The sequence below is a fragment of the Pseudomonas marginalis genome, assembly GCF_001645105.1.
Taxonomy (GTDB): domain Bacteria; phylum Pseudomonadota; class Gammaproteobacteria; order Pseudomonadales; family Pseudomonadaceae; genus Aquipseudomonas; species Aquipseudomonas petroselini.
In genome coordinates this window covers 36,163-60,931 of record NZ_LKEG01000039.1, presented here as the reverse complement: position 1 = coordinate 60,931, position 24,769 = coordinate 36,163, and the positions used below count along the sequence as shown (strand labels likewise).

Annotated in this window: 17 protein-coding genes; 11 read left to right on the top strand and 6 right to left on the bottom strand. The window is 61.1% G+C overall.

The annotated features are described in order from the left end of the window. Positions 1 to 163: 163 nt before the first annotated feature. From leuA to AO064_RS14365, 4 genes are all read right to left on the bottom strand, one after another. Positions 164 to 1,843, bottom strand: coding sequence for a 2-isopropylmalate synthase (leuA, locus tag AO064_RS14380; RefSeq protein ID WP_015885732.1), 1,680 nt, complete (start codon positions 1,841 to 1,843; stop codon positions 164 to 166). Positions 1,844 to 2,167: 324 nt separating this feature from the next. Further along, positions 2,168 to 2,989: a M23 family metallopeptidase gene (locus tag AO064_RS14375; RefSeq protein WP_064053757.1), complete on the bottom strand. Its 822-nt coding sequence runs from the start codon at positions 2,987 to 2,989 to the stop codon at positions 2,168 to 2,170. Positions 2,990 to 2,992: 3 nt separating this feature from the next. Then, complete coding sequence (gene xseA, locus AO064_RS14370; RefSeq protein ID WP_046035238.1) at positions 2,993 to 4,372, bottom strand: exodeoxyribonuclease VII large subunit; 1,380 nt, start codon at positions 4,370 to 4,372, stop codon at positions 2,993 to 2,995. 30 nt (positions 4,373 to 4,402) lie between these two features. Continuing rightward, positions 4,403 to 5,293 (bottom strand): LysR family transcriptional regulator, encoded by an 891-nt coding sequence (locus AO064_RS14365; RefSeq protein WP_064053756.1) that lies wholly within the window; start codon positions 5,291 to 5,293, stop codon positions 4,403 to 4,405. 99 nt (positions 5,294 to 5,392) lie between these two features. Here AO064_RS14365 and AO064_RS14360 point away from each other — a divergent pair, with 99 nt between their 5' ends. The 5 genes from AO064_RS14360 (at position 5,393) to AO064_RS14340 (ending at position 10,515) form a co-directional block, all read left to right on the top strand. After that, positions 5,393 to 6,160 (top strand): sulfite exporter TauE/SafE family protein, encoded by a 768-nt coding sequence (locus tag AO064_RS14360; protein WP_064053755.1) that lies wholly within the window; start codon positions 5,393 to 5,395, stop codon positions 6,158 to 6,160. A gap of 143 nt (positions 6,161 to 6,303) precedes the next feature. Beyond that, on the top strand, positions 6,304 to 6,852 hold the full coding sequence (locus AO064_RS14355) for a hypothetical protein (RefSeq protein WP_015885727.1): 549 nt from the start codon (positions 6,304 to 6,306) through the stop codon (positions 6,850 to 6,852). A 104-nt stretch (positions 6,853 to 6,956) separates the two neighbouring features. Then, a complete protein-coding gene (gene guaB / locus AO064_RS14350) occupies positions 6,957 to 8,426 on the top strand; it encodes an IMP dehydrogenase (protein ID WP_015885726.1) in 1,470 nt (489 codons plus the stop codon). Positions 8,427 to 8,506: 80 nt separating this feature from the next. Beyond that, positions 8,507 to 10,084, top strand: coding sequence for a glutamine-hydrolyzing GMP synthase (gene guaA, locus AO064_RS14345; protein ID WP_064053754.1), 1,578 nt, complete (start codon positions 8,507 to 8,509; stop codon positions 10,082 to 10,084). A gap of 185 nt (positions 10,085 to 10,269) precedes the next feature. After that, positions 10,270 to 10,515 (top strand): helix-turn-helix domain-containing protein, encoded by a 246-nt coding sequence (locus AO064_RS14340; protein WP_064053753.1) that lies wholly within the window; start codon positions 10,270 to 10,272, stop codon positions 10,513 to 10,515. Between the two features lie 130 nt (positions 10,516 to 10,645). Here AO064_RS14340 and treR read toward each other — a convergent pair whose 3' ends face one another. Next, on the bottom strand, positions 10,646 to 11,350 hold the full coding sequence (treR, locus tag AO064_RS14335; RefSeq protein WP_046035242.1) for a trehalose operon repressor: 705 nt from the start codon (positions 11,348 to 11,350) through the stop codon (positions 10,646 to 10,648). A gap of 239 nt (positions 11,351 to 11,589) precedes the next feature. On the opposite strand from treR, the gene treP reads away from it, so the two are divergent. The 5 genes from treP to AO064_RS14310 all read left to right on the top strand — a co-directional run bounded on the left by treP (position 11,590) and on the right by AO064_RS14310 (position 18,912). Next, positions 11,590 to 13,032: a PTS system trehalose-specific EIIBC component gene (gene treP / locus AO064_RS14330; RefSeq protein WP_015885722.1), complete on the top strand. Its 1,443-nt coding sequence runs from the start codon at positions 11,590 to 11,592 to the stop codon at positions 13,030 to 13,032. 73 nt (positions 13,033 to 13,105) lie between these two features. Then, a complete protein-coding gene (gene treC / locus AO064_RS14325; RefSeq protein WP_064053752.1) occupies positions 13,106 to 14,752 on the top strand; it encodes an alpha,alpha-phosphotrehalase in 1,647 nt (548 codons plus the stop codon). 70 nt (positions 14,753 to 14,822) lie between these two features. After that, positions 14,823 to 16,043 (top strand): maltoporin, encoded by a 1,221-nt coding sequence (locus tag AO064_RS14320; RefSeq protein WP_064053751.1) that lies wholly within the window; start codon positions 14,823 to 14,825, stop codon positions 16,041 to 16,043. Positions 16,044 to 16,114: 71 nt separating this feature from the next. Then, positions 16,115 to 18,631 (top strand): phosphoenolpyruvate--protein phosphotransferase, encoded by a 2,517-nt coding sequence (ptsP, locus tag AO064_RS14315; protein WP_064053750.1) that lies wholly within the window; start codon positions 16,115 to 16,117, stop codon positions 18,629 to 18,631. A gap of 2 nt (positions 18,632 to 18,633) precedes the next feature. Then, complete coding sequence (locus AO064_RS14310; protein WP_043205847.1) at positions 18,634 to 18,912, top strand: PTS sugar transporter subunit IIB; 279 nt, start codon at positions 18,634 to 18,636, stop codon at positions 18,910 to 18,912. A gap of 211 nt (positions 18,913 to 19,123) precedes the next feature. On the opposite strand, the gene mltF is transcribed toward AO064_RS14310, so the two are convergent. Continuing rightward, positions 19,124 to 20,584 (bottom strand): membrane-bound lytic murein transglycosylase MltF, encoded by a 1,461-nt coding sequence (gene mltF, locus AO064_RS14305; RefSeq protein ID WP_015885718.1) that lies wholly within the window; start codon positions 20,582 to 20,584, stop codon positions 19,124 to 19,126. Between the two features lie 287 nt (positions 20,585 to 20,871). Between mltF and purL the strand changes: the two genes are divergently transcribed. Further along, a complete protein-coding gene (gene purL / locus AO064_RS14300) occupies positions 20,872 to 24,768 on the top strand; it encodes a phosphoribosylformylglycinamidine synthase (RefSeq protein ID WP_064053749.1) in 3,897 nt (1,298 codons plus the stop codon). Position 24,769 lies beyond the last annotated feature (1 nt).

Genomic DNA, 24,769 nt, shown 5'->3' with positions numbered 1-24,769 from the left:
GTCGCCGGTCGTGAAGGAAAGGTTGGCGGCGTGAACCGTAATCAGTGTCCAAGATTACTTGACCAGTTCAGCTTGCCCCCGATGAGGCCCTTAAAGGCAACACAAAACCAAAAAAAGGCCCCTGGACTCCTATCCAGGGGCCTTTCACATTTAAGCAGACTGCTTAAGCCGCTTTGGCTTCCTGCTGGCTCAACGAGCGGTTAAGCGCACTGAACAGGGCCTTGAAGCTGGCCGTGGTGATGTTTTCATCAATACCCACGCCATGCACCGGACGCTCGCCGTTCACACGCAGTTCGATGTACGCCGCCGCTTTAGCGTTGGTGCCGGCACCGATTGCGTGTTCGTTGTAGTCCATGATCTCCACGCCAATCGGCAGGCCCGCCACCAGCGCTTCCAGCGCTCCGTTGCCTTTGCCTTTCCAGTGCAGGTTGGTTTCGCCCTGGCCTTTGCCCGAAACTTCCACCTCGACAAAGCTGTTGCCGTTCTCTTCCTGCAGGCGATGGCTGACCAGCGCATACGGGGTGTTGGCTTGCAGGTATTCACGCTGCAGCAAGGCGTAGATCTGCGGTGCGGTCATTTCCAGGCCGACGCGGTCGGTTTCGGCCTGTACCACCTGGCTGAACTCGATCTGCATGCGACGCGGCAGGCTGATGTCGTATTCCTGCTCCAGCAGGTAGGCGATGCCGCCTTTGCCCGACTGGCTGTTCACGCGAATCACCGCTTCGTAGCTGCGGCCAATGTCGGCTGGGTCGATCGGCAGGTACGGCACTTCCCACAGCGCGTCGTCTTTCTGCTGGGTGAAGCCCTTGCGGATCGCGTCCTGGTGCGAACCGGAGAACGCGGTATGCACCAGGTCACCGACGTATGGGTGACGCGGGTGAACCTGGATCTGGTTGCACTCCTCGACGACTTTGCGCACGCCATCGATGTCGGAAAAGTCCAGCTGCGGGTCGAGGCCCTGGGTGTACATATTCAGCGCGACGGTGACGAGGTCGACGTTACCGGTACGCTCGCCGTTGCCGAACAGACAGCCTTCGACACGATCAGCGCCGGCCATCAGGCCCAGCTCGGTGGCGGCCACGCCGGTGCCACGGTCGTTGTGGGTGTGCAGGCTGATGATCACGCTGTCACGACGGTTGATATGGCGACCGAACCATTCGATCTGGTCGGCATAGATGTTCGGCGTGGCGCATTCCACGGTGGCCGGCAGGTTGAGGATCATCTTGTGCTCAGGCGTCGGGTTCCACACCTCGATCACCGCGTCACAGACTTCCTTGGCAAATTCCAGCTCGGTGGCGCTGAAGGTTTCCGGGGAGTATTCGAAGGTCCACTGGGTTTCCGGCTGCTGGGCGGCGTATTTGACGAACAGCTTGGCCGCGTTGACCGCAATGGCCTTGATGCCTTCCTTATCCTGGTTGAATACGATGCGGCGGAACGACGGCGACGTGGCGTTGTACAAGTGCACGATGGCTTTCTTGGCACCGCGCAGGGATTCGAAGGTCCGTGCGATCAAGTCTTCACGGCCCTGGGTCAGCACCTGGATGGTGGTGTCCTCGGGGATGTGGTTGTCTTCGATCAGGGTGCGTACGAAGTCGAAGTCGGTTTGCGAGGCGGCCGGGAACGACGCTTCGATTTCCTTCACGCCAACGGCGACCAGGGTCTTCCAGAACCGCAGCTTTTTCACGGCATCCATCGGCTCGATCAACGACTGGTTGCCATCACGCAGGTCGGAGCTGCACCAGATCGGCGCTTCGGTGATGGTCTTCGATGGCCAGGTGCGATCCGGGATATCGATGGTCGGGAACGCGCGGTACTTCGAAGACGGGTCTTTGAGCATGCTCATCGGGAAATCCTTTGTAGTAGGGGCCGAGAAAAGGCGGCCTGCCGTAGAACTGTTTTTAGGGATAAAACGTAAGGACGAGGCAGATCGATTCAGCCTGGCAGTCGTGCGCTGACAAGGCACAGGCTGCGGTGCTGGCGGAGCTGAATGAGGGTGTGAGAGGTTTTCATAAGCTCAACCCTAACCGCCGGGGTGAAAGATGGCAAGCAGTCGCTAAAAATTGAGAGAAGTTCTTCTATCTGCGTGGGAAACGAGATTTTATGCTTGGGGATGAGTGGAAGGCTGGTTTTAATTGCGCGCCCATTATCGGGCGCGCAATTGAACGTTTCAGGGTTGGAACGCGCCGATAAAGATCGCCGGGTCAACCCGTGCGTCGTTCAGGCTGACATTCCAGTGCATGTGCGGCCCCGTCGCGCGGCCCGTCGAACCGACCTTGCCCACCACTGCGCCGCGTGCCAGTTGCTGGCCGACTTTCACGTCGATCTTCGACATGTGGCAGAACATGCTGATAAAGCCCTGGCCATGGTCGACGAACACCGTGTTGCCGTTGAAGAAGTAGTTGCCCACCAGAATCACTTTACCGTTCGCCGGCGTCTTGATCGGCGTACCGGCGGGCACGGCGAAGTCCAGGCCCGAGTGAGGGTTGCGCTCTTCACCGTTGAAGAAACGACGCACGCCAAACTTGCTCGACAGCGGCCCGTTCACCGGTTTGTCCAGCACCAGGTTGCTCGGCAGGCTCGGGCTGAAGCTGCGGTAGGCTTTGATCTGCACTGCCAGCTCCGCCTCGATGCGTTTGAGCTGCGCCGGGTCGGGGTTCACCTGGCTTTTGTTTTTCAGGGTGATGCGTTGTTCCGGGTACTGCTTGTAGCCGACGATAAACGGCAGGCTTCGCCCACCACTGCTGATGCGCTCGTTGCCCGGCTTGACGGTCAGAGGGATGCCGACAATCGCCAGCCAGTTGTCCGCCTCTTTCACCACCAGCACCGGCTTGCCTTGGTACGTGGCTTTCGGTGCGGCGGCCGAAGGGCCCAGCTCGACCACGGCCACACCCCCTGGCACCGGTTTGTTCAGGGTGCGGGTGATGTAGCTGTCGGCATGGGCGTTAAACGTGAGGCACAGCAGCATCAACAGGCTAAATAGACGTGGCATCAATCAATCCAATAACGAAAGGGTGACGGGTGTCAGGTGGTTGTCTTCCACCCGCACTTGCAATTGGCCTTCACCGAGACGTGCGGTCAGGCGCTGGCCGGTGTGGGTTTGCGCGGCAGTGCGAATGGCCTGGCCACGCTCGTCCAGCAGGATGCTGTAGCCACGGCCCAGGGTCGCCAGCGGGCTGACCACGTGCAGCGTCTGCACCTGGCTTTGCAGCTGCAGGCGCCGCGCCTTGAGGCCTTCGCGCATGGCGCGAGGCAGGCGTTCGGCGAGGCTCTCCAGGCGTTGGCGCAGCAGGGCCAGTTGACGCCCCGGGTGTTGGCCGGCGAGGCGGGTTTCCAGGCGGATCAGCCGTTCGCGCCGGGTATTGAGGCTGCGCTCAAACGCGCGACGCAGGCGCATGTCCAGGTCGTCGAGGCGCTGGGCCTGTTGGCGCAGGCGTTCGCCGGGGTGACGCAGGCGCCGGGCCATGCCTTCCAGGCGCAGGCGGTCATGGCTCAGGCGGTTGCGCATCAGCATCACCAGGCGGCGGTGCAGGTTTTCGACTTGGCGCACCAGGTGGCTGGCGTCTGGCGCGAGCAGTTCAGCCGCGGCGGAGGGGGTAGGGGCGCGCACGTCCGCCACGAAATCGCTGATGGACACATCGGTCTCATGCCCGACAGCGCTGACGATGGGCGTGATACAGGCGTCCACAGCACGGGCCACCGCTTCCTCGTTGAAGCACCAGAGGTCTTCCAGTGAGCCGCCGCCACGGGCCAGGATCAGCGCGTCGAAGCCACGGGCATCCGCCAGTTTCAACGCGCGCACAATCTGAGGGATGGCTTCGCGGCCTTGCACGGCGGTGGGGATCAGTGTCAATTCAATGTTCGGCGCCCGACGGCGGAACACGCTGATGATGTCGCGAATCACCGCGCCAGTCGGCGAGCTGATAATACCAATGCGCCGAGGGTGCGCAGGCAACGGTACCTTGCGCTCGGCACTGAACAAGCCTTCGGCGCTGAGCTTTTCCTTCAACGCATCGAACGCCAGGCGCAACGCCCCATCACCGGCCGGCTCGACGGTATCGAGGATCAACTGGTAGTCGCCACGGCCCTCGAACAGCGAGACCTTGCCGCGCACTTTCACGGCCAGGCCGTCTTTCAATGCCTGGCGCACCCGTGCGGCGTTATTGCGGAACAGCGCGCAACGCACTTGGGCGCCACTGTCCTTGAGGGTGAAATACACGTGGCCGGAGGCCGGGCGGGCGAGGTTGGAGATCTCGCCTTCTACCCAGATATTGGTGAACACGTCTTCCAGCAACACCCGCGCGCGGCCGTTGAGCTGGCTGACAGTCAGGACTTCGCGGTCCAGGCCCAGTCGGGCAAACGGGTCTTTAATCATGAGAAGCGATCTTTAATCATGGGCGGCAGTTTATAGGCATTCGCGCAAGGTTTGGCAGAATTGCTGCACCAGCGCGCTCGGCGTCTGTGCGCAGGCCAGCGCCACGATGCTGAGGCAGTCCGGGTCGGCCAGGGGCAAAAAATGCACGTTGGCCGGGGCAATGTCCTGCATGGATTTTGGTAACAAAGCAATGCCGAAGCCGGCCTGGATCAGCTGCAGCTGGGTGGTCTTGCGCGACATCACTCGCGCGGCCTTGGGAAAAAATCCCGCGCGCATACACAACTCGGCTGACAGATAACTCAGGCCGCCGCGTTGTGGGTGGGGGATCGAGATAAACGCTTCGTCCCGCAATTGCTCCAGCTCGATGGGCGCAGGACTGCGCGCCAGCGCATGATTGGGCGGCACCGCCAGCAGCAATTGCTCGTTGTATAAAGGCACGACCCGCACCCCCTCACGCTGGCGCAGCACGGGCAAGCGCAGCACGCCGACTTCCAGGCGACCGTCGGCGATTTCTTCCAACTGCGCTTCGGAGGACAGTTTGACGATATCCATCGACACCCCAGGGCAGCGGTCCAGCCAGGTGCTGATGCCTTGCAGCAGCGGGCCGCTCATCGGCACGGTGCTCGAATGGCTCAGGCGCAGCGTGCCGAGTTCGCCCTTGCCCACTTGGGTTGCCAGCTCGCTGGCCTTGAGTAATTCACTCAGCAGGTTGCGTGCTCGCGGATAGAAGGCCTCACCCGCAGCCGTGAGTCGCGGTTGGCGTGCGGTGCGTTCGAACAGCGGGGTGTGCAGCTGGGTTTCCAGCGCTTTGATCTGTCGACTCAGGGCCGATTGCGCCACGAACAGGCGCTCGGCGGCGGCACTGAAACTGCCGCTGTCAGCGATTTCGACGAAGTAGCGCAGTTGGCGGGTGGAAATCACGCGTCATGCCTTTTCGAGATGAGTGAAGGGCTTTGAAGATATTAGTCGCATCGCTCGCCGATGGCTAAAGTGATGACTATCTCTAACAAGGAATTCCCCATGAGCCCGGTTGAGCTGATGAGTCAGTGGTCGTTTGGTGGTGCGGATTGGCTGCTGATCGGCGTGGGTGTGGTGGTGGCCTACATCGTGTTTGGCATTGCGGGTTTCGGCACTGCGCTGGTCGCGGGCCCGATCCTGATTCTATTTATGCCGCTGTCGAAAATCATCCCGTTGCTGGTGCTGTTGGACTTTGTCGCGGCGTTTGGCAACCTGCTGCAATCGCGGCGGGACGTGAACACGCCGGAGCTGCTGCGATTGCTGCCATGCATGGCCATCGGTTGCACGCTGGGTGTGGTGTTTTTGCTCAATCTGCATTCCGACGTGTTGCTGCTGTTGATGGGCCTGTTTATCAGCGCCTATGCGCTCTACAGCCTGATGGTCAAGGCGCGGCCCGCGCAGTTGGCGGCGGGGTGGTCGATTCCGATGGGGACGGTGGGCGGCTTGTTCGGCGCGTTGTTTGGCAGTGGCGGCTTTTTATATGCGATCTACTTGAACAGCCGCCTGCCCAAGGACGCGGCGCGTGCCACCCAGAGTGCGTTGATCAGTTGCAGCACGGTGGTGCGCTTGAGCCTGTTTTTGATTGCCGGGGTGTATGCGGATCTGCCGTTGCTGATGTTGGCGCTGTGCCTGTTGCCCGCGATGGCGCTCGGGCTGTGGTGTGGGCGCAGGTTGACGATGCGGATTTCGCGTGAGGCGTTTGTGCGGTTGGTGACATGGTTGGTGCTCGCCAGTGGAATTGCGTTGATTGGACGGTATTTGAGTACTTGACCTGTGTGGGGCAGGGATTAAGCTGCCAGCCTTCAGGGCCTCTGCGCGGGCAAGCCTCTCCCACCTTTGAAGGTATTCACCCTTCAAAAATGTGGGAGGGGGCTTGCCCCCGATGACGCCAGACGCCACACCGCAGGACTCCCATGAATTCCCAAAGCATCCTTGTCCCGAAAATCTCCACCTTGCCCGTCCACGAACCCCGCGCCCGGGCGATCGTGCGTTGGCTGGTGCGCAAGAACATCATCAAGGAAGAGCTGACCACCTGCGGTCGCACCGGCAACCGCATGGCCTACGCCCTGGCCGATGGCGCCCGCGCCGTGGTGCTGCACCCCGAGGCGTTGCCGTTCAACGAGCCCATCAACGGGCTGGAAATCATCTACAAACGCTGCATCTACACCCCGGCCAAAGGCTTTCTCGAGGAAGCCGGTTGCCCGGAATGCCTCAAGGAAGTCGGCGAAGCGCTGTTCGAAAGCCTGGAAGACTGGATGCCCGGCCACACCGACAACTTCACCTGCCCGCTGTGTGGGCATGAAGACGACATCAACGGGTTCCTGTTCCTGCAGGAATGCGGTTTTTCCAACCTGGGATTCATCTTCAACAACTGGGCGGAGGCGGGGTTCAAGCAGAGCTTTATCGACGAATTCGCCGATTGGCTGGACCAGAAGATGAGTTGGGTCAAAGTCGAGCTTTAACCCATCTATCAGTATTACCAAGTTTGTCAGAGTTTTACATTGAGCCCGGCAGGGTGCATGTATATAATGGCGCGCTTCCATTTTCCCGCTCGGGAGCCCCCGCGATGCTGCGTATCAGCCAAGAAGCTCTGACATTCGACGACATTCTCCTAGTGCCCGGTTATTCCGAGGTGCTTCCTAACGAAGTCAGTCTCAAGACCCGCCTAACCCGTGGCATCGAGCTGAATATTCCCCTGGTTTCCGCTGCCATGGACACCGTCACCGAAGCCCGTTTGGCAATTGCCATGGCTCAGGAAGGCGGCATCGGCATCATCCACAAGAACATGACCATCGAGCAGCAAGCTGCCGAAGTGCGCAAGGTCAAGCGTTACGAAGCCGGTGTGGTGAAAGATCCAATCACCATCGAAGCCGACGCCACCGTGCGTGACCTGTTCGAACTGACCCGCCTGCACAACATCTCCGGCGTTCCGGTGCTGCACGATGGCGACCTGGTCGGCATCGTCACTTCCCGTGACGTGCGTTTTGAGAACCGTCTTGAAGTCACCGTCCGCGAAGTGATGACGCCTAAAGAGCGTCTGGTCACGGTCAAGGAAGGCGCCGACAAGAACGATGTGCGCGAACTGCTGCACAAGCACCGCATCGAGCGCGTGCTGATCGTCGACGACAAATTCGCCCTCAAAGGCATGATGACCGTCAACGACATCGAAAAAGCCAAGGCTTACCCGCTGGCCAGCAAGGATGACCAAGGTCGTCTGCGCGTCGGCGCTGCAGTCGGTACCGGTAAAGACACCGGCGACCGCGTTTCGGCGCTGGTTGCTGCCGGTGTTGACGTGGTGGTGGTCGACACTGCCCACGGTCACTCCAAAGGCGTGATCGACCGCGTGCGCTGGGTCAAACAGAATTTCCCTGACGTACAAGTGATCGGCGGCAACATCGCCACCGGCGCAGCAGCCAAGGCGCTTGCCGAAGCCGGCGCTGATGCGGTCAAGGTCGGTATCGGCCCTGGCTCGATCTGCACCACGCGTATCGTCGCCGGTGTCGGCGTGCCGCAAATCAGCGCCATCGCCAACGTCGCCGCGGCCCTTGAAGGCACTGGCGTCCCGTTGATCGCCGACGGCGGTATCCGTTTCTCCGGTGACCTGTCCAAGGCCATCGTGGCCGGTGCTTCCTGCGTGATGATGGGCTCGATGTTCGCCGGTACTGAAGAAGCGCCAGGCGAGATCGAACTGTTCCAGGGCCGTTCCTACAAGGCTTACCGCGGCATGGGTTCGCTGGGCGCCATGTCCCAGGCGCAAGGCTCTTCCGACCGTTACTTCCAGGACTCCTCGGCAGGCGCCGAGAAGCTCGTCCCGGAAGGCATCGAAGGCCGTGTGCCGTACAAAGGCACCCTGAGCGCGATCATCCATCAATTGATGGGCGGCCTGCGTTCCTCGATGGGCTACACCGGCAGCGCCGACATCGAAGAAATGCGCACCAAGCCAGAGTTCGTACGGATCACCGGCGCCGGCATGGCTGAATCCCATGTCCACGACGTGCAGATCACCAAGGAAGCGCCAAACTACCGCGTAGGTTGAGGCTTCCAGCAAAATGTTAAGTAACCGGGGCTGTTCTTCAGCCCCGAGTTGTTTCTGATTCATTAGACGAGACTGACTTCATGGCCCTCGACATTCACGCCCACCGCATCCTGATCCTCGACTTCGGTTCCCAGTACACCCAGCTGATTGCCCGCCGCGTGCGTGAAATCGGCGTGTACTGCGAACTGCACCCGTTCGACATGGATGACGAAGCGATCCGCGAATTCGCACCGAAAGGCGTCATCCTCGCCGGTGGCCCCGAGTCCGTGCACGAAGCCAACAGCCCGCGCTGCCCGCAAGCCGTATTCGACCTGGGCGTACCGGTCTTCGGCATTTGCTACGGCATGCAGACCATGGCCGAGCAACTGGGCGGCAAGGTTGAAGGTTCCGAGCTGCGTGAATTCGGTTATGCCCGTGTGGACGTGGTCGGCAAGAGCCGCCTGCTGGACGGTATCGAAGACCACATCGACGCTGACGGCCTGTTCGGCCTCGACGTGTGGATGAGCCACGGTGACAAAGTCACCAAGATGCCGGAAGACTTCCACATCCTGGCCAGCACCCCGAGCTGCCCGATCGCCGGCATGTTCAGCGACGAGCGTCGCTACTACGGCGTGCAGTTCCACCCGGAAGTGACCCACACCAAACAAGGCGGCCGCATCCTGTCGCGCTTCATTCTCGACATCTGCGAGTGTGAAGCCCTGTGGACGCCGTCGAAGATCGCTGAAGACGCCATCGCCAACGTGCGCGCCCAAGTCGGTACCGACAACGTACTGCTCGGCCTGTCCGGCGGTGTTGACTCCTCCGTGGTCGCCGCGCTGCTGCACAAAGCCATCGGCGACCAACTGACCTGCGTCTTCGTCGACAACGGCCTGCTGCGCCTGCACGAAGGCGAGCAAGTGATGGCCATGTTCGCCGAGAACATGGGCGTCAAAGTGATCCGCGCCAACGCCGAGGACCAGTTCCTCAACAACCTGGCCGGCGAGTCCGACCCAGAGAAGAAGCGCAAGATCATCGGTCGCACCTTCATCGACGTCTTCGATGCCCAGGCCAAACACCTGGACAACATCAAGTACCTCGCCCAAGGCACCATCTACCCTGACGTGATCGAGTCGGCCGGCGCCAAGAGTGGCAAGGCCCACGTGATCAAGTCCCACCACAACGTGGGTGGCCTGCCTGAGGAAATGAACCTCAAGCTGGTAGAACCGCTGCGCGAACTGTTCAAGGACGAAGTCCGCCGTCTGGGCCTGGAACTCGGCCTGCCGTACGACATGGTCTACCGCCACCCATTCCCAGGCCCAGGCCTGGGCGTGCGTATCCTTGGTGAAGTGAAGAAGGAATACGCCGACCTGCTGCGTCGCGCCGACCACATCTTCATCGAAGAACTGCGCAAGGCCGACTGGTATCACAAAGTCAGCCAGGCCTTCGTGGTCTTCCAGCCAGTTAAGTCGGTTGGCGTAGTAGGCGATGGCCGTCGTTACGCATGGGTTGTGGCCCTGCGTGCCGTAGAAACCATCGACTTCATGACCGCGCGTTGGGCACACCTGCCGTACGAACTGCTGGAGACTGTCAGCGGCCGTATCATCAACGAGATCGAAGGTATTTCGCGCGTTACTTACGACGTGTCGAGCAAGCCGCCGGCGACGATTGAGTGGGAATGATCCTGCGTTAGCAGGTAAATGCTGAACAACAAAACCCCGGCCATGTGCCGGGGTTTTGTGTTTATGGCATGTAAGCTTTTGGTCAAAAACCGTATTAGATAAATAATACTCAGAATGAAATGCATCATATAGGGTGCATAAATTCAGATTTATCTATTCATGCAGTGTATGGGGTGCATTTTGATATGGAAGAGTTAGGCAAATTGATCCGCAGCCTCCGTAAAACAGCGGGCCTTTCACAAAGCCAGCTTGCGCACCGTCATGGCATGAGCCGCTCCACCATTTCGGGGGTCGAGAACAACACGATCTCCGAAGTGGGAATTCGCAAAGTCGAAGCGATCCTCGAGGGCTTGGGGTACGAATTGACCGCCATACCAAAACGTCGGCGCAAAACCCTCGATGAATTGAAATCAGTAAGCTTCCATGATTAGTCAAAGGGATCGGTTGTATATCGGTGAAGCACTCACCCAGAGTTCGCGGCGGTAGGAGAGAAGATGACCGCTGCCTGGGCAGCAGGACTGGCGAAGAGCATCACAGTGCAATGATCTTCCCGACTTATGCTCAACGCCGCGCAATATCCGAAAAATAAAACTTATCCAACGTATGCCGCGACTCGGTGTACTCGAACTGCCGCCCGTCCTGCAAAAACGTCTGGTTGCTCACCACGATCACGTGGCTTTGGCCCTCGAGGTCGAGGTGCGTCTGGTCGTCTTTGCCGCGCGGCAGGGCCTCGATGGTGCGTTGGGCATAGGCAATTTGCAGCTGCAGCGTCTGTTCGATAAACGCGTAGATCGACTGCTCGGCAATCGCGCGGTCCAGGCCGGGGATCACGTCGGCCACGAAGTGGTTGATGTCGAGGATCACCCGTTTGCCGCCGATGCGCCGTACCCGCTTGATGCGGGTGATCAGCGTGCCGGGCTCTGCTTCGATGTGTTGCAGCAGTGAGCCTTCCAGTGGGAACTGGGTGAATTCGACCACTTCGGTGCGTACGTCATCGCCCAGGTCGGCGTGGGTTTCGTGGAAGCTGACGATGCCGCCCAGTTGGAACTCGATTGGGTTGGGCGACAACACGAAGGTGCCCTTGCCGTGGATCTTTTGCGCAAACCCACGCTCCTGCAGCTGCTCGATGGCCCGACGCACGGTGCCTCGGCTGGCCTGGTAGCTGTCCATCAGTTCGGTTTCGGAGGGAAGGCGCGTGCCGCGCTGCAGGCGTTCAGTGGTGATGCTGGCAAGCAGATCCGTATAGATCTGGTTGTATTTGCTCATGGGGATGGCTCTTTGCCGGGGTTGCGGTCAAGGCAGGAACCTTAGTGGCAGACAGGATGTTTGTCCATTAGACCCTTGGATGTATGCGGCTTGCAGCGGTGTGGTGGCCTGCAGAAGATAAACAAAATGTAACTCGTACAGACGAGTTGTTGCTTTAACTCGTACACACGAGTACTTTTGCCCTCGGCGTGCTGCCAATGACTGCCCCTCAAATAAAAAAATCAAAGTGGAAAACAAGCATGAGCCACGACTATTCGAACATTGCCCGCGAGATCCTCGAAAACCTCGGGGGCAGCGACAACCTTGAGCAAGCTGCCCACTGTGTGACCCGCCTGCGCCTGGCGCTCAAGGACCCGAGCCTGGTCAACAGCAGCGCGCTGAACCAGGTCGATCTGGTCAAGGGGTCGTTCTTTACCGGTGGCCTGTTCCAAGTGGTGATCGGCCCCGGCGAAGTGGAAAAGGTCTACGCCGCCCTGCGCGAGCAAACCGGCCTCGCCGCCGCCACCATCGCCGATGTGAAGAAGAAGGGCGCCGACAAGACCAATGCCATGCAGCGCCTGGTAAGGGTGTTCTCCGATGTGTTCATGCCGATCCTGCCCGCACTGATCATCGCGGGCCTGTTGATGGGCGTGAATAACCTGATGGGCGCCAAGGGCATGTTCATCGAGGGCAAGACGCTGCTGGAGGCGTATCCGAACCTGGATGGCCTGTGGAGCCTGATCAACCTGATGGCCAACACCTCGTTCGTGTTCCTGCCGGCGTTGGTCGGTTGGTCGGCGGCCAAGCGCTTTGGCGGCAGTGAAATCCTTGGCATCGTGCTCGGCCTGATGCTGGTGCACCCGGACCTGCTCAACGCCTGGAACTATGGCAAGGCAGTGGCCGGGCTCGACGGTCAAAGCCTGCCGTACTTCGATATTTTCGGTTGGTTCCAGATCGAGAAGGTGGGCTACCAAGGGCAGATCCTGCCGATCCTGATGGCGGCTTATGTGATGAGTGTGATCGAGAAATGGCTACGTGCGCGGGTGCCCAATGCAATTCAACTCCTCGTCGTGCCGATCACCACCATCGTCGTCACCGGTGTGCTGGCCCTGGCGATCATCGGCCCGGTGACCCGTCACCTTGGCATCCTGATCACCGAAGGCGTGGTCACCCTGTTTGACCTGGCGCCGATGGTCGGCGGGGCGATTTTCGGCCTGCTGTATGCGCCGCTGGTGATCACCGGCATGCACCACATGTTCCTCGCCGTGGACCTGCAGCTTATCTCCACCCAGGGCGGCACCTTTATCTGGCCGATGATCGTCATGTCCAACCTGGCCCAAGGCAGCGCCGCGCTCGCGGTGTTCTACACCACCCGCAATGCGCGGGACAAAAGCATGGCGTCGACCTCGGCGATTTCCGCGTACTTCGGCATCACTGAACCGGCGATGTTCGGGGTGAACCTGCGCTTCAAGTTTCCGTTTTATGCGGCCCTGGTGGGCTCGGCGCTGGGCAGCATTTTCTTGTCGCTGAACAAGGTGCAGGCGTCGGCCATCGGCGTGGGGGGCTTGCCTGGGTTCATTTCGATCGTGCCGCAATCCATCGCGGTGTTTGTGATCGGCATGGTCATCGCGATGGTCGTGCCGTTTGTTCTGACCTGTGCGTTGAGCATGAAGATTGTTCGGCCCGGGTACAGGGTTGCTTGATCTACCGCAATCGGGGGCAAGCCCCCGATGAGGCCCGAAAGGCCTGCACAAAAATCAACTGAAGGAACCCACCATGCAAAACTGGCAACACTCGGTGATCTACCAGATCTACCCCAAAAGCTTCCACAGCCACGCGGGTAACGCCACCGGTGACCTGCTGGGCATCGTGGACAAACTCGACTACCTCAAATGGCTGGGTGTCGACTGCCTGTGGATCACCCCGTTCCTGCGCTCGCCACAGCGCGACAACGGCTACGACATCAGCGACTACTACGCCATCGACCCCAGCTACGGGACCATGGCCGACTGCGACCTGCTGATCAGCGAAGCGGCCAAGCGTGGCATCAAGCTGATGCTCGATATCGTGGTCAACCACACGTCCATCGAACACGAGTGGTTCCAGCAGGCGCGCAGCAGCCTCGACAACCCGTACCGCGACTTCTACATCTGGCGCGACCAGCCGAACAACTGGGAATCCAAGTTCGGTGGCTCGGCCTGGGAATACGAGGCGCAAACCGGGCAGTACTTCCTGCACTTGTTTGACCACACCCAGGCCGACCTGAATTGGGACAACCCCAAGGTGCGCGCCGAGGTGTTCAAGCTGATGCGCTTCTGGCGCGACAAAGGCGTGGGCGGTTTCCGCCTGGACGTGATCAACCTGATCTCCAAGCCCGCCGATTTCCCCGAAGACAGCAGCGACGGCCGTCGCTTCTACACCGACGGCCCGAACGTGCACGACTACCTGCAGGAAATGCACCGCGAAGTCTTCGAAGGGCACGACCTGATCAACGTCGGCGAGATGTCGTCCACCAGCCTCGAACACTGCATCCGCTACTCACGGCCAGAGTCGAAAGAGCTGTCGATGACCTTCAACTTTCATCACCTGAAAGTCGATTACCCAAACCTTCAGAAGTGGGTGAAGGCCGACTTCGACTTCCTGCAGCTCAAGCAGATCCTCTCGGATTGGCAACTGGGCATGCAGGCCGGTGGCGGCTGGAACGCGCTGTTCTGGTGTAACCACGACCAGCCACGGGTGGTCTCGCGGTTCGGCCATGACGGTGAGCACCGTGTGGTCTCGGCCAAGATGCTGGCGACCGCGCTGCACTTCCTTCAAGGCACGCCATTTGTGTACCAGGGCGAAGAGCTGGGCATGACCAATCCGGGCTTCGACAGGATCGAGCAGTATCGCGATGTGGAGACCCTCAACATCTTCCGGCTCAAGCGCGATGCGGGCGAGTCCGAGGCGTCGAGCATGGCCGCGATCATGCAGAAGTCCCGCGACAACGGCCGCACGCCGATGCAGTGGAATGCCCAGGCGAACGCCGGTTTCAGCAGCGGCGAGCCGTGGATCGGCATCCCGGCCAATGCGGCGCAGATCAACGTCGAGCGCCAGCTGGATGACCCGGATTCAGTGCTGCATCACTACCGTGCGCTGATCGCCTTGCGCCGTCACGAGCCGCTGATCCAGGCCGGTGTTTATCGCCAACTGCTGCAAGACCATCTGCAGGTCTGGGCCTACCTGCGCGAAGGCCATGGCGAGCGGCTGCTGGTGCTGAACAACTTCTACGGCACGCCCTGCGAAATCCAACTGCCGGACGGCGTCATCAACCCGGCCAGCGAACAACGCCTGCTGATCAGCAACTACCCGGACTGCCCGGTGCGTACGGGCACGGTAGCGCTGCGCCCGTACGAATCGTTTGTGTTGCACCTCAAGGACTGAGGCCCGTTGTAACCCCGTGTGGGAGCACGGGGCGCTTTGAAAAAACATAATAAAAATATTGGAGTGCTGCATGAAAACAACAATAAAGCTGGGCCTCGTTGCGTCTTGTCTGAGCCTGCCGTTTGGCGCTCAGGCGTTGGAGTTCGCCGGTTACTTGCGCAGCGGCGCGGGCACTTCAACGGGCAGCGGCCCACAGCAATGTTTCCAACTGCCGGGGGCGCAAACCAAGTACCGTCTGGGTAACGAATGCGAGCAATACGCCGAGCTGGAACTGCGCCAGGACCTGCTCACCCTTGATGACGGCTCGGTGCTCAGCGTCGATGCAATGGCGTCGCTCTACAACAAGTACGATCGTGAGCTGAAATTCCAGGGCGAAAACAACGGCACCGCGCGCATGCCGCAAATGTATGCACAGTGGTCCAACCTGCCCAGCCTCAATGGTGGCTCGCTGTGGGCCGGTCGGCGTTACTACAAACGTAACGACATCCATATCTCCGACTTCTACTACTGGAACCAAAGCGCCACGGGCGGCGGGATTGAGGACGTGCTGATCGGCGACCTCAAATACAGCTACGCCATTTCGCGCAAGGACAACCTGTACCAGAAGGCATACGCCACCCGTCACGACTTCAACGTCGCGGGCTTCAAGACCAACCCCGGCGGCGAGCTGGAACTGGGCCTGAGCTACATCGAAAAAGCCGGCGGGCGTGACACCAACAGCGGCTGGGCGATCACTGCGCAGCATGTGCAAAAACCTTTCCTGGGTGGCAAGAACAAGTTCGCCTTGCAGTACGGCGAAGGCCCCGGCACCGGCCTGGGCTACACCGGCAATACCTTCCTGGACAACAGCAGCAAAAGTTACCGCGCCGTGGAGTTTTTCGACTGGCAGGTGACCCCGCGTTTCGGTGGACAGGTCGAGGCGGTGTACCAGAAGGATATTCGTCCCGGCAGCCAGGACCAGACCTGGATGTCCATCGGTGTGCGCCCGGCGTACGCGATCAGCGAGCAGTTCAAACTGGTCACCGAGCTTGGGCATGATCAGGTCGACGCCACCGGCGGCACGCGCAAACTGAGCAAATTCACCTTCGCCCCGACCTGGTCCCCCAAAGGCCCGGAATTCTGGGCGCGGCCGGAGGTGCGCTTGTACTACACCTATGCAACCTGGAACGAGGCGGCCAAGCGCGCGGCGAATGAATTGGCGGCGGGGTCGGCGTTGTCTGATACCGGTTCTTATGGCACGGCGCGGCATGGGTCGAACGTGGGTGTGCAAGTCGAATACTGGTGGAAATAACTAGACCGTCGTTACCCCAAAGATTTGCATCCAGCCAATGATTTTTACAGAACAAAACAGCAGGTGAAGTCATGACCCCATCTAAACCCCTGGAACTGCTGGCGCCCCTATCCGGTGTGCTGCTGGCACTGGACAAGGTCCCCGACCCGGTATTCTCCAGTCGCGTGATCGGCGACGGCCTGTGCATCGACCCGACCTCGCAGACCTTGTGTGCCCCGTTGGCTGGGGTGATCAGCAATATCCAGGACAGCGGGCATGCCGTCAGCATCACCGACGACAACGGCGTCCAAGTGCTGCTGCATATCGGTCTGGACACCGTCAACCTGGCGGGCCAGGGCTTCACCCGGCGGGTGCAGGAAGGCCAGCGGGTTGAGGCCGGGCAGGCGCTGATCGAATTCGATGCCGACTACGTGGCGCTCCATGCGCGCAGTTTGCTGACCTTGATGCTGGTGGTCAGCGGTGAGCCGTTTAGCGTATTGGCAAGCGGTCTTGTGGCGTCCGGCCAGCCGCTGTTGCAGTTATCCCCAAGTGAAGCCGTTGAGGCGATGGACGAAGAGGAGGGCGATGCACTGTTCTCCAAGCCGCTGACCTTACCCAATGCCAACGGCCTGCACGCTCGCCCAGCGGCGGTATTCGCCCAGGCGGCGAAGGGTTTCAAGGCCAGCATCTATCTGCACAAGCAAACCCAGAGCGCCAACGCCAAGTCGTTGGTGGCGATCATGGCGTTGCAAACGGTGAAGGGCGACACCCTGCAAGTGAGCGCGGCGGGCGAGGATGCCGAGGCGGCGATCAAGGCACTGGTGGCCTTGTTGGCGCAAGGCTGTGGCGAGGCGGTGGCGACCGTTGCCGAACCGGCCGCGACGGTGTTGTCGGCGACGTTGCTTAAAGGCGTGTGCGCCTCACCGGGTTCGGCATTTGGCCAGGTGGTTCAGGTGATCGAGCCCGAACTGGCCATTCCTGAACACGGTACGGATGAAGCGACGGAGCGTGCCGCCCTGGCGCGTGGCCTGCGGGCTGCCACCGCAGCCCTGCAAACGTTGCAAGACAAGGCTTGCGGCAGTGCCCAGGCGGAGATTTTCCGCGCTCATCAGGAATTGCTCGAGGACCCGACCTTGCTCGAACAAGCCCACAGTCTGCTGGCTGACGGCAAGAGCGCCGCCTTTGCCTGGAACCGTGCCACGCTCGCCACAGCCAAGCTGTTCCAGGGTTCAGGCAATGCCCTGCTGGCTGAACGTGCGGCAGACTTGGCGGACGTCGGCCAGCGTGTACTGAAGCTGATCCTGAGGATTCAGGACAGTGCCTGGGACTTGCCGGAACGTGCAATCCTGATCGCCGAGCAACTGACGCCTTCGCAGACTGCCAGCCTGGATACCCGCAAAGTGCTGGGGTTCGTCACCGTCGGCGGCGGCGCGACCAGCCATGTCGCGATCCTCGCCCGTGCCCTTGGCCTGCCGGCCATTTGCGGTGTTTCGGCCGACGTGCTGGGGTTGGCCAATGGCAAACAGGTGCTGCTCGACGCCGACAAAGGCGAGCTGCACCTGGAGCCGAACCTGGCCGAGATCGAACACCTGGAGGCCGCGCGCAAACAGCAGGTGCTGCGCCATCAGCGCGACGTGGCGCAAGCGTCGTTACCGGCCACCACCCGCGACGGCCATCACGTCGAAGTCACCGCTAACGTGGCCTCGTTGCAAGAAGTGGAGCACGCCCTGACCCTCGGCGGCGAAGGTGTCGGCCTGTTGCGTTCGGAGTTCCTCTACCTGGACCGCCACCGCGCGCCGAGCCCCGAGGAGCAAGCCGGCACCTACACCGCGATCGCCCGTGCCCTGGGCTCGGAGCGCAATCTGGTGGTGCGCACCCTGGATGTTGGCGGCGACAAACCGTTGGCCTATGTGCCCATGGACGCCGAGACCAATCCCTTTCTTGGTCTGCGCGGCATTCGCCTGTGCCTGGAACGTCCTGAGCTGCTGCGCGAACAGTTCCGCGCGATCCTCGCCAGTGCCGGGTTTGCGCGGCTGCACATCATGTTGCCGATGGTCAGCCTGCTGTCGGAGCTGCACCTGGCGCGCAAGATCCTTGAAGAGGAAGCGCTGGCGCTGAAGCTCACCGAGTTGCCGAAGCTGGGCATCATGATTGAAGTGCCGTCGGCGGCGCTGATGGCGGACGTGTTTGCCCCCCATGTGGACTTCTTCTCCATCGGCACCAATGACCTGACCCAATACACGCTGGCCATGGACCGCGACCACCCGCGATTGGCCAGCCAGGCCGACAGCTTCCACCCGGCGGTGCTGCGCTTGATCGCCACCACGGTCAAGGCCGCACATGCCCATGGCAAGTGGGTCGGTGTGTGCGGCGCGTTGGCGTCCGAAGCGCTGGCGGTGCCGGTGCTGATCGGGCTGGGTGTGGACGAGTTGTCGGTCAGCGTGCCGTTGATCCCCACCATCAAGGCCACCGTGCGCGAGCTGGACCTGGCTGACTGCCAGATCATCGCCCGCCAGGTGTTGGGCCTGGAAGAAGCCGGTCAGGTGCGTGAAGCATTGCGCCAATATCACGCGGCTACTGTTGAAACCTCACCTGTCGTGGAGCACTGAGCATGTTCGAGAAATTACAGCGGGCGTTCTGGAAGGCGCTGACGCCGGATTTGATTGCCGAGACCGTCACTGCGCCAAAGCAAAGTCTGTTGTCGGCCGACATGCTGAGGGCATTGGGTGGCGCGGATAATCTCAAGTCGCAGCAGCGTGTGGCGCTGACGCGGGTGCGGGTGCAGTTGCAGGATGCGGGGCGGGTGGATGAGGCGGCGTTAAGGGCGGCAGGTGTGTCTGGGGTGATGGTGTTGGCGGGCGGCGTAGTGCATCTGCTCACCGGCCTCTAAGCCAACTGAAGATCAAGATGTGAAGGCGCTTGTTGTGGTGAGCGGGCTTGCCCCGCGCTGGGTGGCGAAGTCGCCCTAAAACCCTGCCACCACGACTTATCAGAAAATACAGCGATCATATTGGGGCCGCTTCGCAGCCCAGCGCGGGGCAAGCCCGCTCACCACACAAGCCCGGCTCCCACAGGGTTTTGTGGTGTTTGGGAGAGTGTGTTTACAACTGCGGGTTATCTTCCGGCGGCTTGGTCTTGTCCACGCCCGGCACATGCAAGTTGCCTTCGACCACCTGGTTGCCTTCCAACTGCGGCTGGGTCACCCAGGTGAGGATGTCGTAGTAACGCCGGATGTTCGCCACAAAATGCACCGGCTCCCCACCGCGCGCATACCCATAGCGGGTCTTGCTGTACCACTGCTTCTGCGACAGGCGCGGCAGCATCTTCTTCACGTCCAGCCACTTGTTCGGGTTCAGGCCTTCGCGCTTGGCCAAGGTGCGGGCATCTTCCAAGTGGCCGGTGCCGACGTTGTAGGCGGCGAGGGCGAACCAGGTGCGATCCGGCTCGGCGATGCTGTCGTCCAGTTCATCCTTGATCTTGGCCAGGTACTTGGCACCGCCCATGATGCTTTGCTTGGGGTCCAGGCGGTTGGACACGCCCATCGCCTGGGCGGTGTTTTGGGTCAGCATCATCAGGCCGCGCACGCCGGTCTTGGACGTGACGGCCGGCTGCCACAGCGATTCCTGATAGCCAATGGCTGCCAACAGGCGCCAATCGACCTTTTCTTCCTTGGCATAGGCGCGGAAGTGTTTTTCGTACTTGGGCAAACGCTGCTGCAGATGTTGGGCGAAGGTATAGGCGCCCACATAGCCGAGCACGTCGACGTGGCCGTAGTAGCGGTCTTTCAGACGCTGCAACGTGCCGTTTTTCTCGACTTTATCCAGGTAACTGTTGATCTCGTTGAGCAGGCTGTTGTCGTCACCGGCGGCGACGGCCCAGCTCTGGTTGCTGGCATTGCCAAGGTCGAACGCCACGCGCACGTTGGGGAAGTACACCTGGTTCATCGCCACTTCGTTGGAGTCCACCAGGGTCAGGTCGATTTGGCCCTCGTCCACCATGCGCAGCAAGTCGACGACCTCAACGGCGTCTGATTCTTCGTATTCAATGGCAGGGTTCTGCTTTTTAAGCGCCGCCAGTTGCTCTGCGTGGGTGCTGCCCTTGAGCACCATGATCTTCTTGCCCACCAGGTCCGCCGCATTGGTCGGGCGGGACTGGCCATTGCGATAGATGATCTGCGGGGTGACTTCAAGGTAAGGGTGGGAGAAACGTACCTGCGCCTGGCGCTGTTCACTGCTGACCAGGCCGGCCGCCGCGAGGACCGGGCCGTTGGGCTTGCCCAACTGGCCGAACAGATCGTCGAGGTTGTCGGCGGTCTCGATCTCCAGCTTCACGCCCAGGTCGTCGGCAAAGCGCTTGACCAGTTCGTATTCGAAACCGGTTTCACCGTTGCGGTCCTGGAAATAAGTCGCCGGGCTGTTCCGGGTAACCACCCGCAATACGCCATCCTCCTTGATTCGCTCGAGCGTGCTGGGTTTATCAACACAGGCGCTGAGCATCAGGAAGAGTCCGGTTGCGATGAGCCATTTGGCGCATCGCGGGCGCAAAGCAGTTGGGGAGAACATCTGCGCAGTATACGCAAACGGCCCACGGCGCCATATCTCGACAGCGCGGGACTTGTCTGCTAGCGCCCGCAAAACTGTGCTGTAGCCCGCAGAAACGTGGCTTGGCAGGGGATTGTGACGGTTAAAATAACTGCGCCGAATGCCCACTATGACCCCGCGAAAGGGCTGTAATCCGGCCAACTGACGTTCGGCGCCAGCCACCGGTAGCGTTTCGGGTGCCGTTGGCGACGGTTTACGCTAGAATGCACGGCCTCAAAGCACACCCCCTTCCCGAGGCTGTCCCGAAGATGTTGATCCTGCGCGGCGCTCCTGCCCTTTCTGCCTTTCGCCACAGCAAACTCCTTGAGCAACTGAGCCAGAAGGTTCCAGCGGTTACAGGCCTGTATGCTGAATTTGCTCACTTCGCCGACGTTACCGGCGTGTTGACCGCCGACGAACAGCAAGTGCTGGCGCGCCTTCTGAAGTACGGCCCAAGCGTTCCGGTTCAAGAGCCTAACGGCCGCTTGTTCCTGGTATTGCCGCGGTTCGGCACCATCTCGCCCTGGTCGAGCAAGGCCAGCGATATCGCCCGCAACTGCGGCCTGGACAAAATCCAGCGCCTGGAGCGTGGTATCGCTTTCTACGTCGCCGGCCAGTTCAGCGATGCCGAAGCCGAGCTGATCGCCAGCAGCCTGCACGACCGCATGACCCAGATCATCGTCAGCCAGTTGGAACAGGCTGCCGGCCTGTTCAGCCACGCCGAGCCCAAGCCGCTGACCGCGATTGACGTGCTCGGCGGTGGCCGCGCCGCCCTCGAGAAGGCCAACACCGAGCTGGGCCTGGCCTTGGCCGAAGACGAGATTGACTACCTGGTCAACGCCTTTAACGGCTTGAAGCGCAACCCGCATGACATCGAACTGATGATGTTTGCCCAGGCCAACTCCGAGCACTGCCGTCACAAGATCTTCAACGCCAGTTGGGACATCGACGGCGAAAGCCAGGAAAAAAGCCTGTTCGGCATGATCAAGAACACCTACGTGATGCACAGCGAAGGCGTTCTGTCGGCTTATAAGGACAACGCTTCGGTGATCGTCGGCTCCGTCGCCGGCCGTTTCTTCCCGGACCCTGAAACCCGCCAGTACGGCGCGGTGCAGGAGCCGGTGCACATCCTGATGAAGGTTGAAACCCACAACCACCCGACCGCGATTGCCCCATTCCCAGGCGCAGCCACCGGTTCCGGCGGCGAAATCCGTGACGAAGGTGCAACCGGCCGTGGCGCCAAGCCAAAGGCGGGCCTGACCGGTTTCACCGTGTCCAACCTGCAGATCCCAGGCTTCGAACAGCCGTGGGAAGTGCCGTACGGCAAGCCTGAGCGCATTGTGACCGCGCTGGACATCATGATAGAAGGCCCACTGGGCGGCGCCGCCTTCAACAACGAGTTCGGGCGTCCGGCGCTGACCGGTTACTTCCGTACCTTCGAACAGTCCATCACCACCCCGCGTGGCGATGAAGTGCGTGGCTACCACAAGCCGATCATGTTGGCCGGCGGCATGGGCAACATCCGTGAAGAACACGTCAAGAAAGGCGAGATCCTGGTCGGCTCCAAGCTGATCGTACTCGGCGGCCCGGCGATGTTGATCGGCCTGGGCGGCGGCGCAGCTTCCTCCATGGCCACCGGCACCAGCTCGGCAGACCTGGACTTCGCGTCCGTACAGCGCGAAAACCCGGAGATGGAGCGTCGCTGCCAGGAAGTCATCGACCGCTGCTGGCAGTTGGGTGACAAGAACCCGATCAGCTTCATCCACGACGTCGGCGCCGGTGGTTTGTCCAACGCCTTCCCGGAACTGGTCAACGATGGCGACCGTGGCGGCCGTTTCGAACTGCGCAACATTCCAAACGACGAGCCGGGCATGGCCCCGCACGAAATCTGGAGCAACGAATCCCAGGAACGCTACGTACTGGCCGTCGGCCCTGAAGACTTCGCGCGCTTCCAGGCCATCTGCGAACGCGAGCGCTGCCCGTTTGCCGTGGTCGGCGAAGCCACTGCCGAGCCGCAGTTGACCGTTACCGACAGCCACTTCGGCAACAGCCCGGTGGACATGCCGCTCGAAGTGCTGCTGGGCAAAGCCCCACGCATGCACCGTTCGGCGGTACGTGAAGCCGAACTGGGCGATGACTTCGACCCAAGCACGCTGGAATTGGCCGACAGCATCGAACGTGTGCTGCACCACCCGGCCGTGGCGAGCAAAAGCTTCCTGATCACCATCGGCGACCGCACCATCACCGGCCTGGTGGCCCGTGATCAAATGGTCGGCCCGTGGCAGGTTCCCGTGGCTGACGTTGCCGTCACCGCCACCAGCTTCGACGTCTACACCGGTGAAGCCATGGCCATGGGCGAGCGCACGCCGCTGGCCCTGCTGGACGCCCCGGCGTCGGGCCGCATGGCCATTGGTGAAACCCTCACCAACATCGCCGCGTCGCGCATTGGTAAATTGTCCGACATCAAACTGTCGGCCAACTGGATGTCGGCAGCCGGTCACCCAGGCGAAGATGCACGCCTGTATGACACCGTCAAAGCGGTCGGCATGGAATTGTGCCCTGAGCTGGGTATCACCATTCCGGTGGGCAAGGACTCCATGTCCATGGCCACCCGTTGGAACGAAGACGGCACCGACAAGAGCGTCACTTCGCCGCTGTCGCTGATCGTCACCGGTTTCGCACCGGTCACCGACATCCGCCAGACCCTGACCCCGCAATTGCGCATGGACAAGGGCACCACCGACCTGATCCTGATCGACCTGGGCCGTGGCCAGAACCGCATGGGCGCCTCGATCCTGGCACAGACCCATGGCAAGCTCGGCAAACATGCGCCGGACGTCGATGACGCCGAAGACCTCAAAGCCTTCTTCGCCGTGATCCAGGGCCTCAACGCCGACGGTCACTTGCTGGCCTACCACGACCGTTCCGATGGCGGCTTGCTGACCAGCGTCGTCGAGATGGCCTTCGCCGGTCACTGCGGCCTGAACATCGTGCTCGACAGCGTTGCCGAGGATGCCTCCGAAATCAACGGCATCCTGTTCAACGAAGAGTTGGGCGCCGTGATCCAGGTTCGCCAGGACGCTACCCCGGACGTGCTTGCACAATTCAGCGCCGCTGGCCTGGACGACTGCGTGGCGGTGATCGGCCAGCCGATCAACAACGGCGAGATCAACATCTCGTTCAACGGCGACACCGTGTTTGCCGGCCAGCGCCGCTTGCTGCAACGCCAGTGGGCCGAGACCAGCTACCAGATCCAACGCCTGCGCGACAACGCCCACTGCGCCGAGCAGGAATTCGACGTGATCCTGGAAGAAGACAACCCGGGCCTGAGCACCAAGCTCAGCTTCGACGTCAACCAGGACATCGCCGCGCCTTACATCAAGAAAGGCATTCGCCCACAAGTTGCCGTACTGCGTGAGCAGGGCGTCAATGGCCAGGTGGAAATGGCGGCCGCGTTCGACCGCGCCGGCTTCAATGCGATCGACGTGCACATGAGCGATATCCTCGCCGGTCGCGTTGACCTCAATGAGTTCAAAGGCCTCGTCGCCTGCGGCGGTTTCTCCTACGGCGACGTGCTGGGTGCCGGTGAAGGCTGGGCCAAATCGGCCCTGTTCAACAGCCGTGCCCGTGATGCGTTCCAGGGTTTCTTCGAACGCAACGACAGCTTCACCCTGGGTGTGTGCAACGGTTGCCAGATGATGTCCAACCTTAGCGAACTGATCCCAGGCAGCGAGTTCTGGCCGCACTTTGTGCGCAACCGTTCCGAGCAGTTCGAAGCCCGTGTTGCCATGGTGCAGGTGCAGGAGTCCAACTCGATCTTCCTGCAAGGCATGGCCGGTTCGCGCATGCCAATCGCCATCGCCCACGGTGAAGGCCATGCCGAGTTCGCCAGCGAAGAAGCCCTGCTTGAGGCTGACCTGTCCGGCACCGTAGCCCTGCGTTTCGTCGACAACCACGGCAAGGTCACCGAGACCTACCCGGCCAACCCGAACGGCTCGCCGCGCGGGATCACCGGCCTCACCAGCCGCGACGGTCGCGTGACCATCATGATGCCGCACCCGGAGCGTGTATTCCGCGCCGTGCAGAACTCGTGGCGCCCGGAAGAGTGGGACGAGGACGGCGCCTGGATGCGCATGTTCCGCAACGCCCGCGTGTGGGTGAACTAAG

Excerpts from the sequence above, each read along its gene's own strand:
- leuA (WP_015885732.1), bottom strand. The coding sequence starts at position 1,843 with ATGAGCATGCTCAAAGACCCGTCTTCGAAGTACCGCGCGTTCCCGACC.
- AO064_RS14375 (WP_064053757.1), bottom strand. The coding sequence starts at position 2,989 with ATGCCACGTCTATTTAGCCTGTTGATGCTGCTGTGCCTCACGTTTAAC.
- xseA (WP_046035238.1), bottom strand. The coding sequence starts at position 4,372 with ATGATTAAAGACCCGTTTGCCCGACTGGGCCTGGACCGCGAAGTCCTG.
- AO064_RS14360 (WP_064053755.1), top strand. The coding sequence starts at position 5,393 with ATGAGCCCGGTTGAGCTGATGAGTCAGTGGTCGTTTGGTGGTGCGGAT.
- AO064_RS14355 (WP_015885727.1), top strand. The coding sequence starts at position 6,304 with ATGAATTCCCAAAGCATCCTTGTCCCGAAAATCTCCACCTTGCCCGTC.
- guaB (WP_015885726.1), top strand. The coding sequence starts at position 6,957 with ATGCTGCGTATCAGCCAAGAAGCTCTGACATTCGACGACATTCTCCTA.
- guaA (WP_064053754.1), top strand. The coding sequence starts at position 8,507 with ATGGCCCTCGACATTCACGCCCACCGCATCCTGATCCTCGACTTCGGT.
- AO064_RS14340 (WP_064053753.1), top strand. The coding sequence starts at position 10,270 with ATGGAAGAGTTAGGCAAATTGATCCGCAGCCTCCGTAAAACAGCGGGC.
- treR (WP_046035242.1), bottom strand. The coding sequence starts at position 11,350 with ATGAGCAAATACAACCAGATCTATACGGATCTGCTTGCCAGCATCACC.
- treP (WP_015885722.1), top strand. The coding sequence starts at position 11,590 with ATGAGCCACGACTATTCGAACATTGCCCGCGAGATCCTCGAAAACCTC.
- treC (WP_064053752.1), top strand. The coding sequence starts at position 13,106 with ATGCAAAACTGGCAACACTCGGTGATCTACCAGATCTACCCCAAAAGC.
- AO064_RS14320 (WP_064053751.1), top strand. The coding sequence starts at position 14,823 with ATGAAAACAACAATAAAGCTGGGCCTCGTTGCGTCTTGTCTGAGCCTG.
- ptsP (WP_064053750.1), top strand. The coding sequence starts at position 16,115 with ATGACCCCATCTAAACCCCTGGAACTGCTGGCGCCCCTATCCGGTGTG.
- AO064_RS14310 (WP_043205847.1), top strand. The coding sequence starts at position 18,634 with ATGTTCGAGAAATTACAGCGGGCGTTCTGGAAGGCGCTGACGCCGGAT.
- mltF (WP_015885718.1), bottom strand. The coding sequence starts at position 20,584 with ATGTTCTCCCCAACTGCTTTGCGCCCGCGATGCGCCAAATGGCTCATC.
- purL (WP_064053749.1), top strand. The coding sequence starts at position 20,872 with ATGTTGATCCTGCGCGGCGCTCCTGCCCTTTCTGCCTTTCGCCACAGC.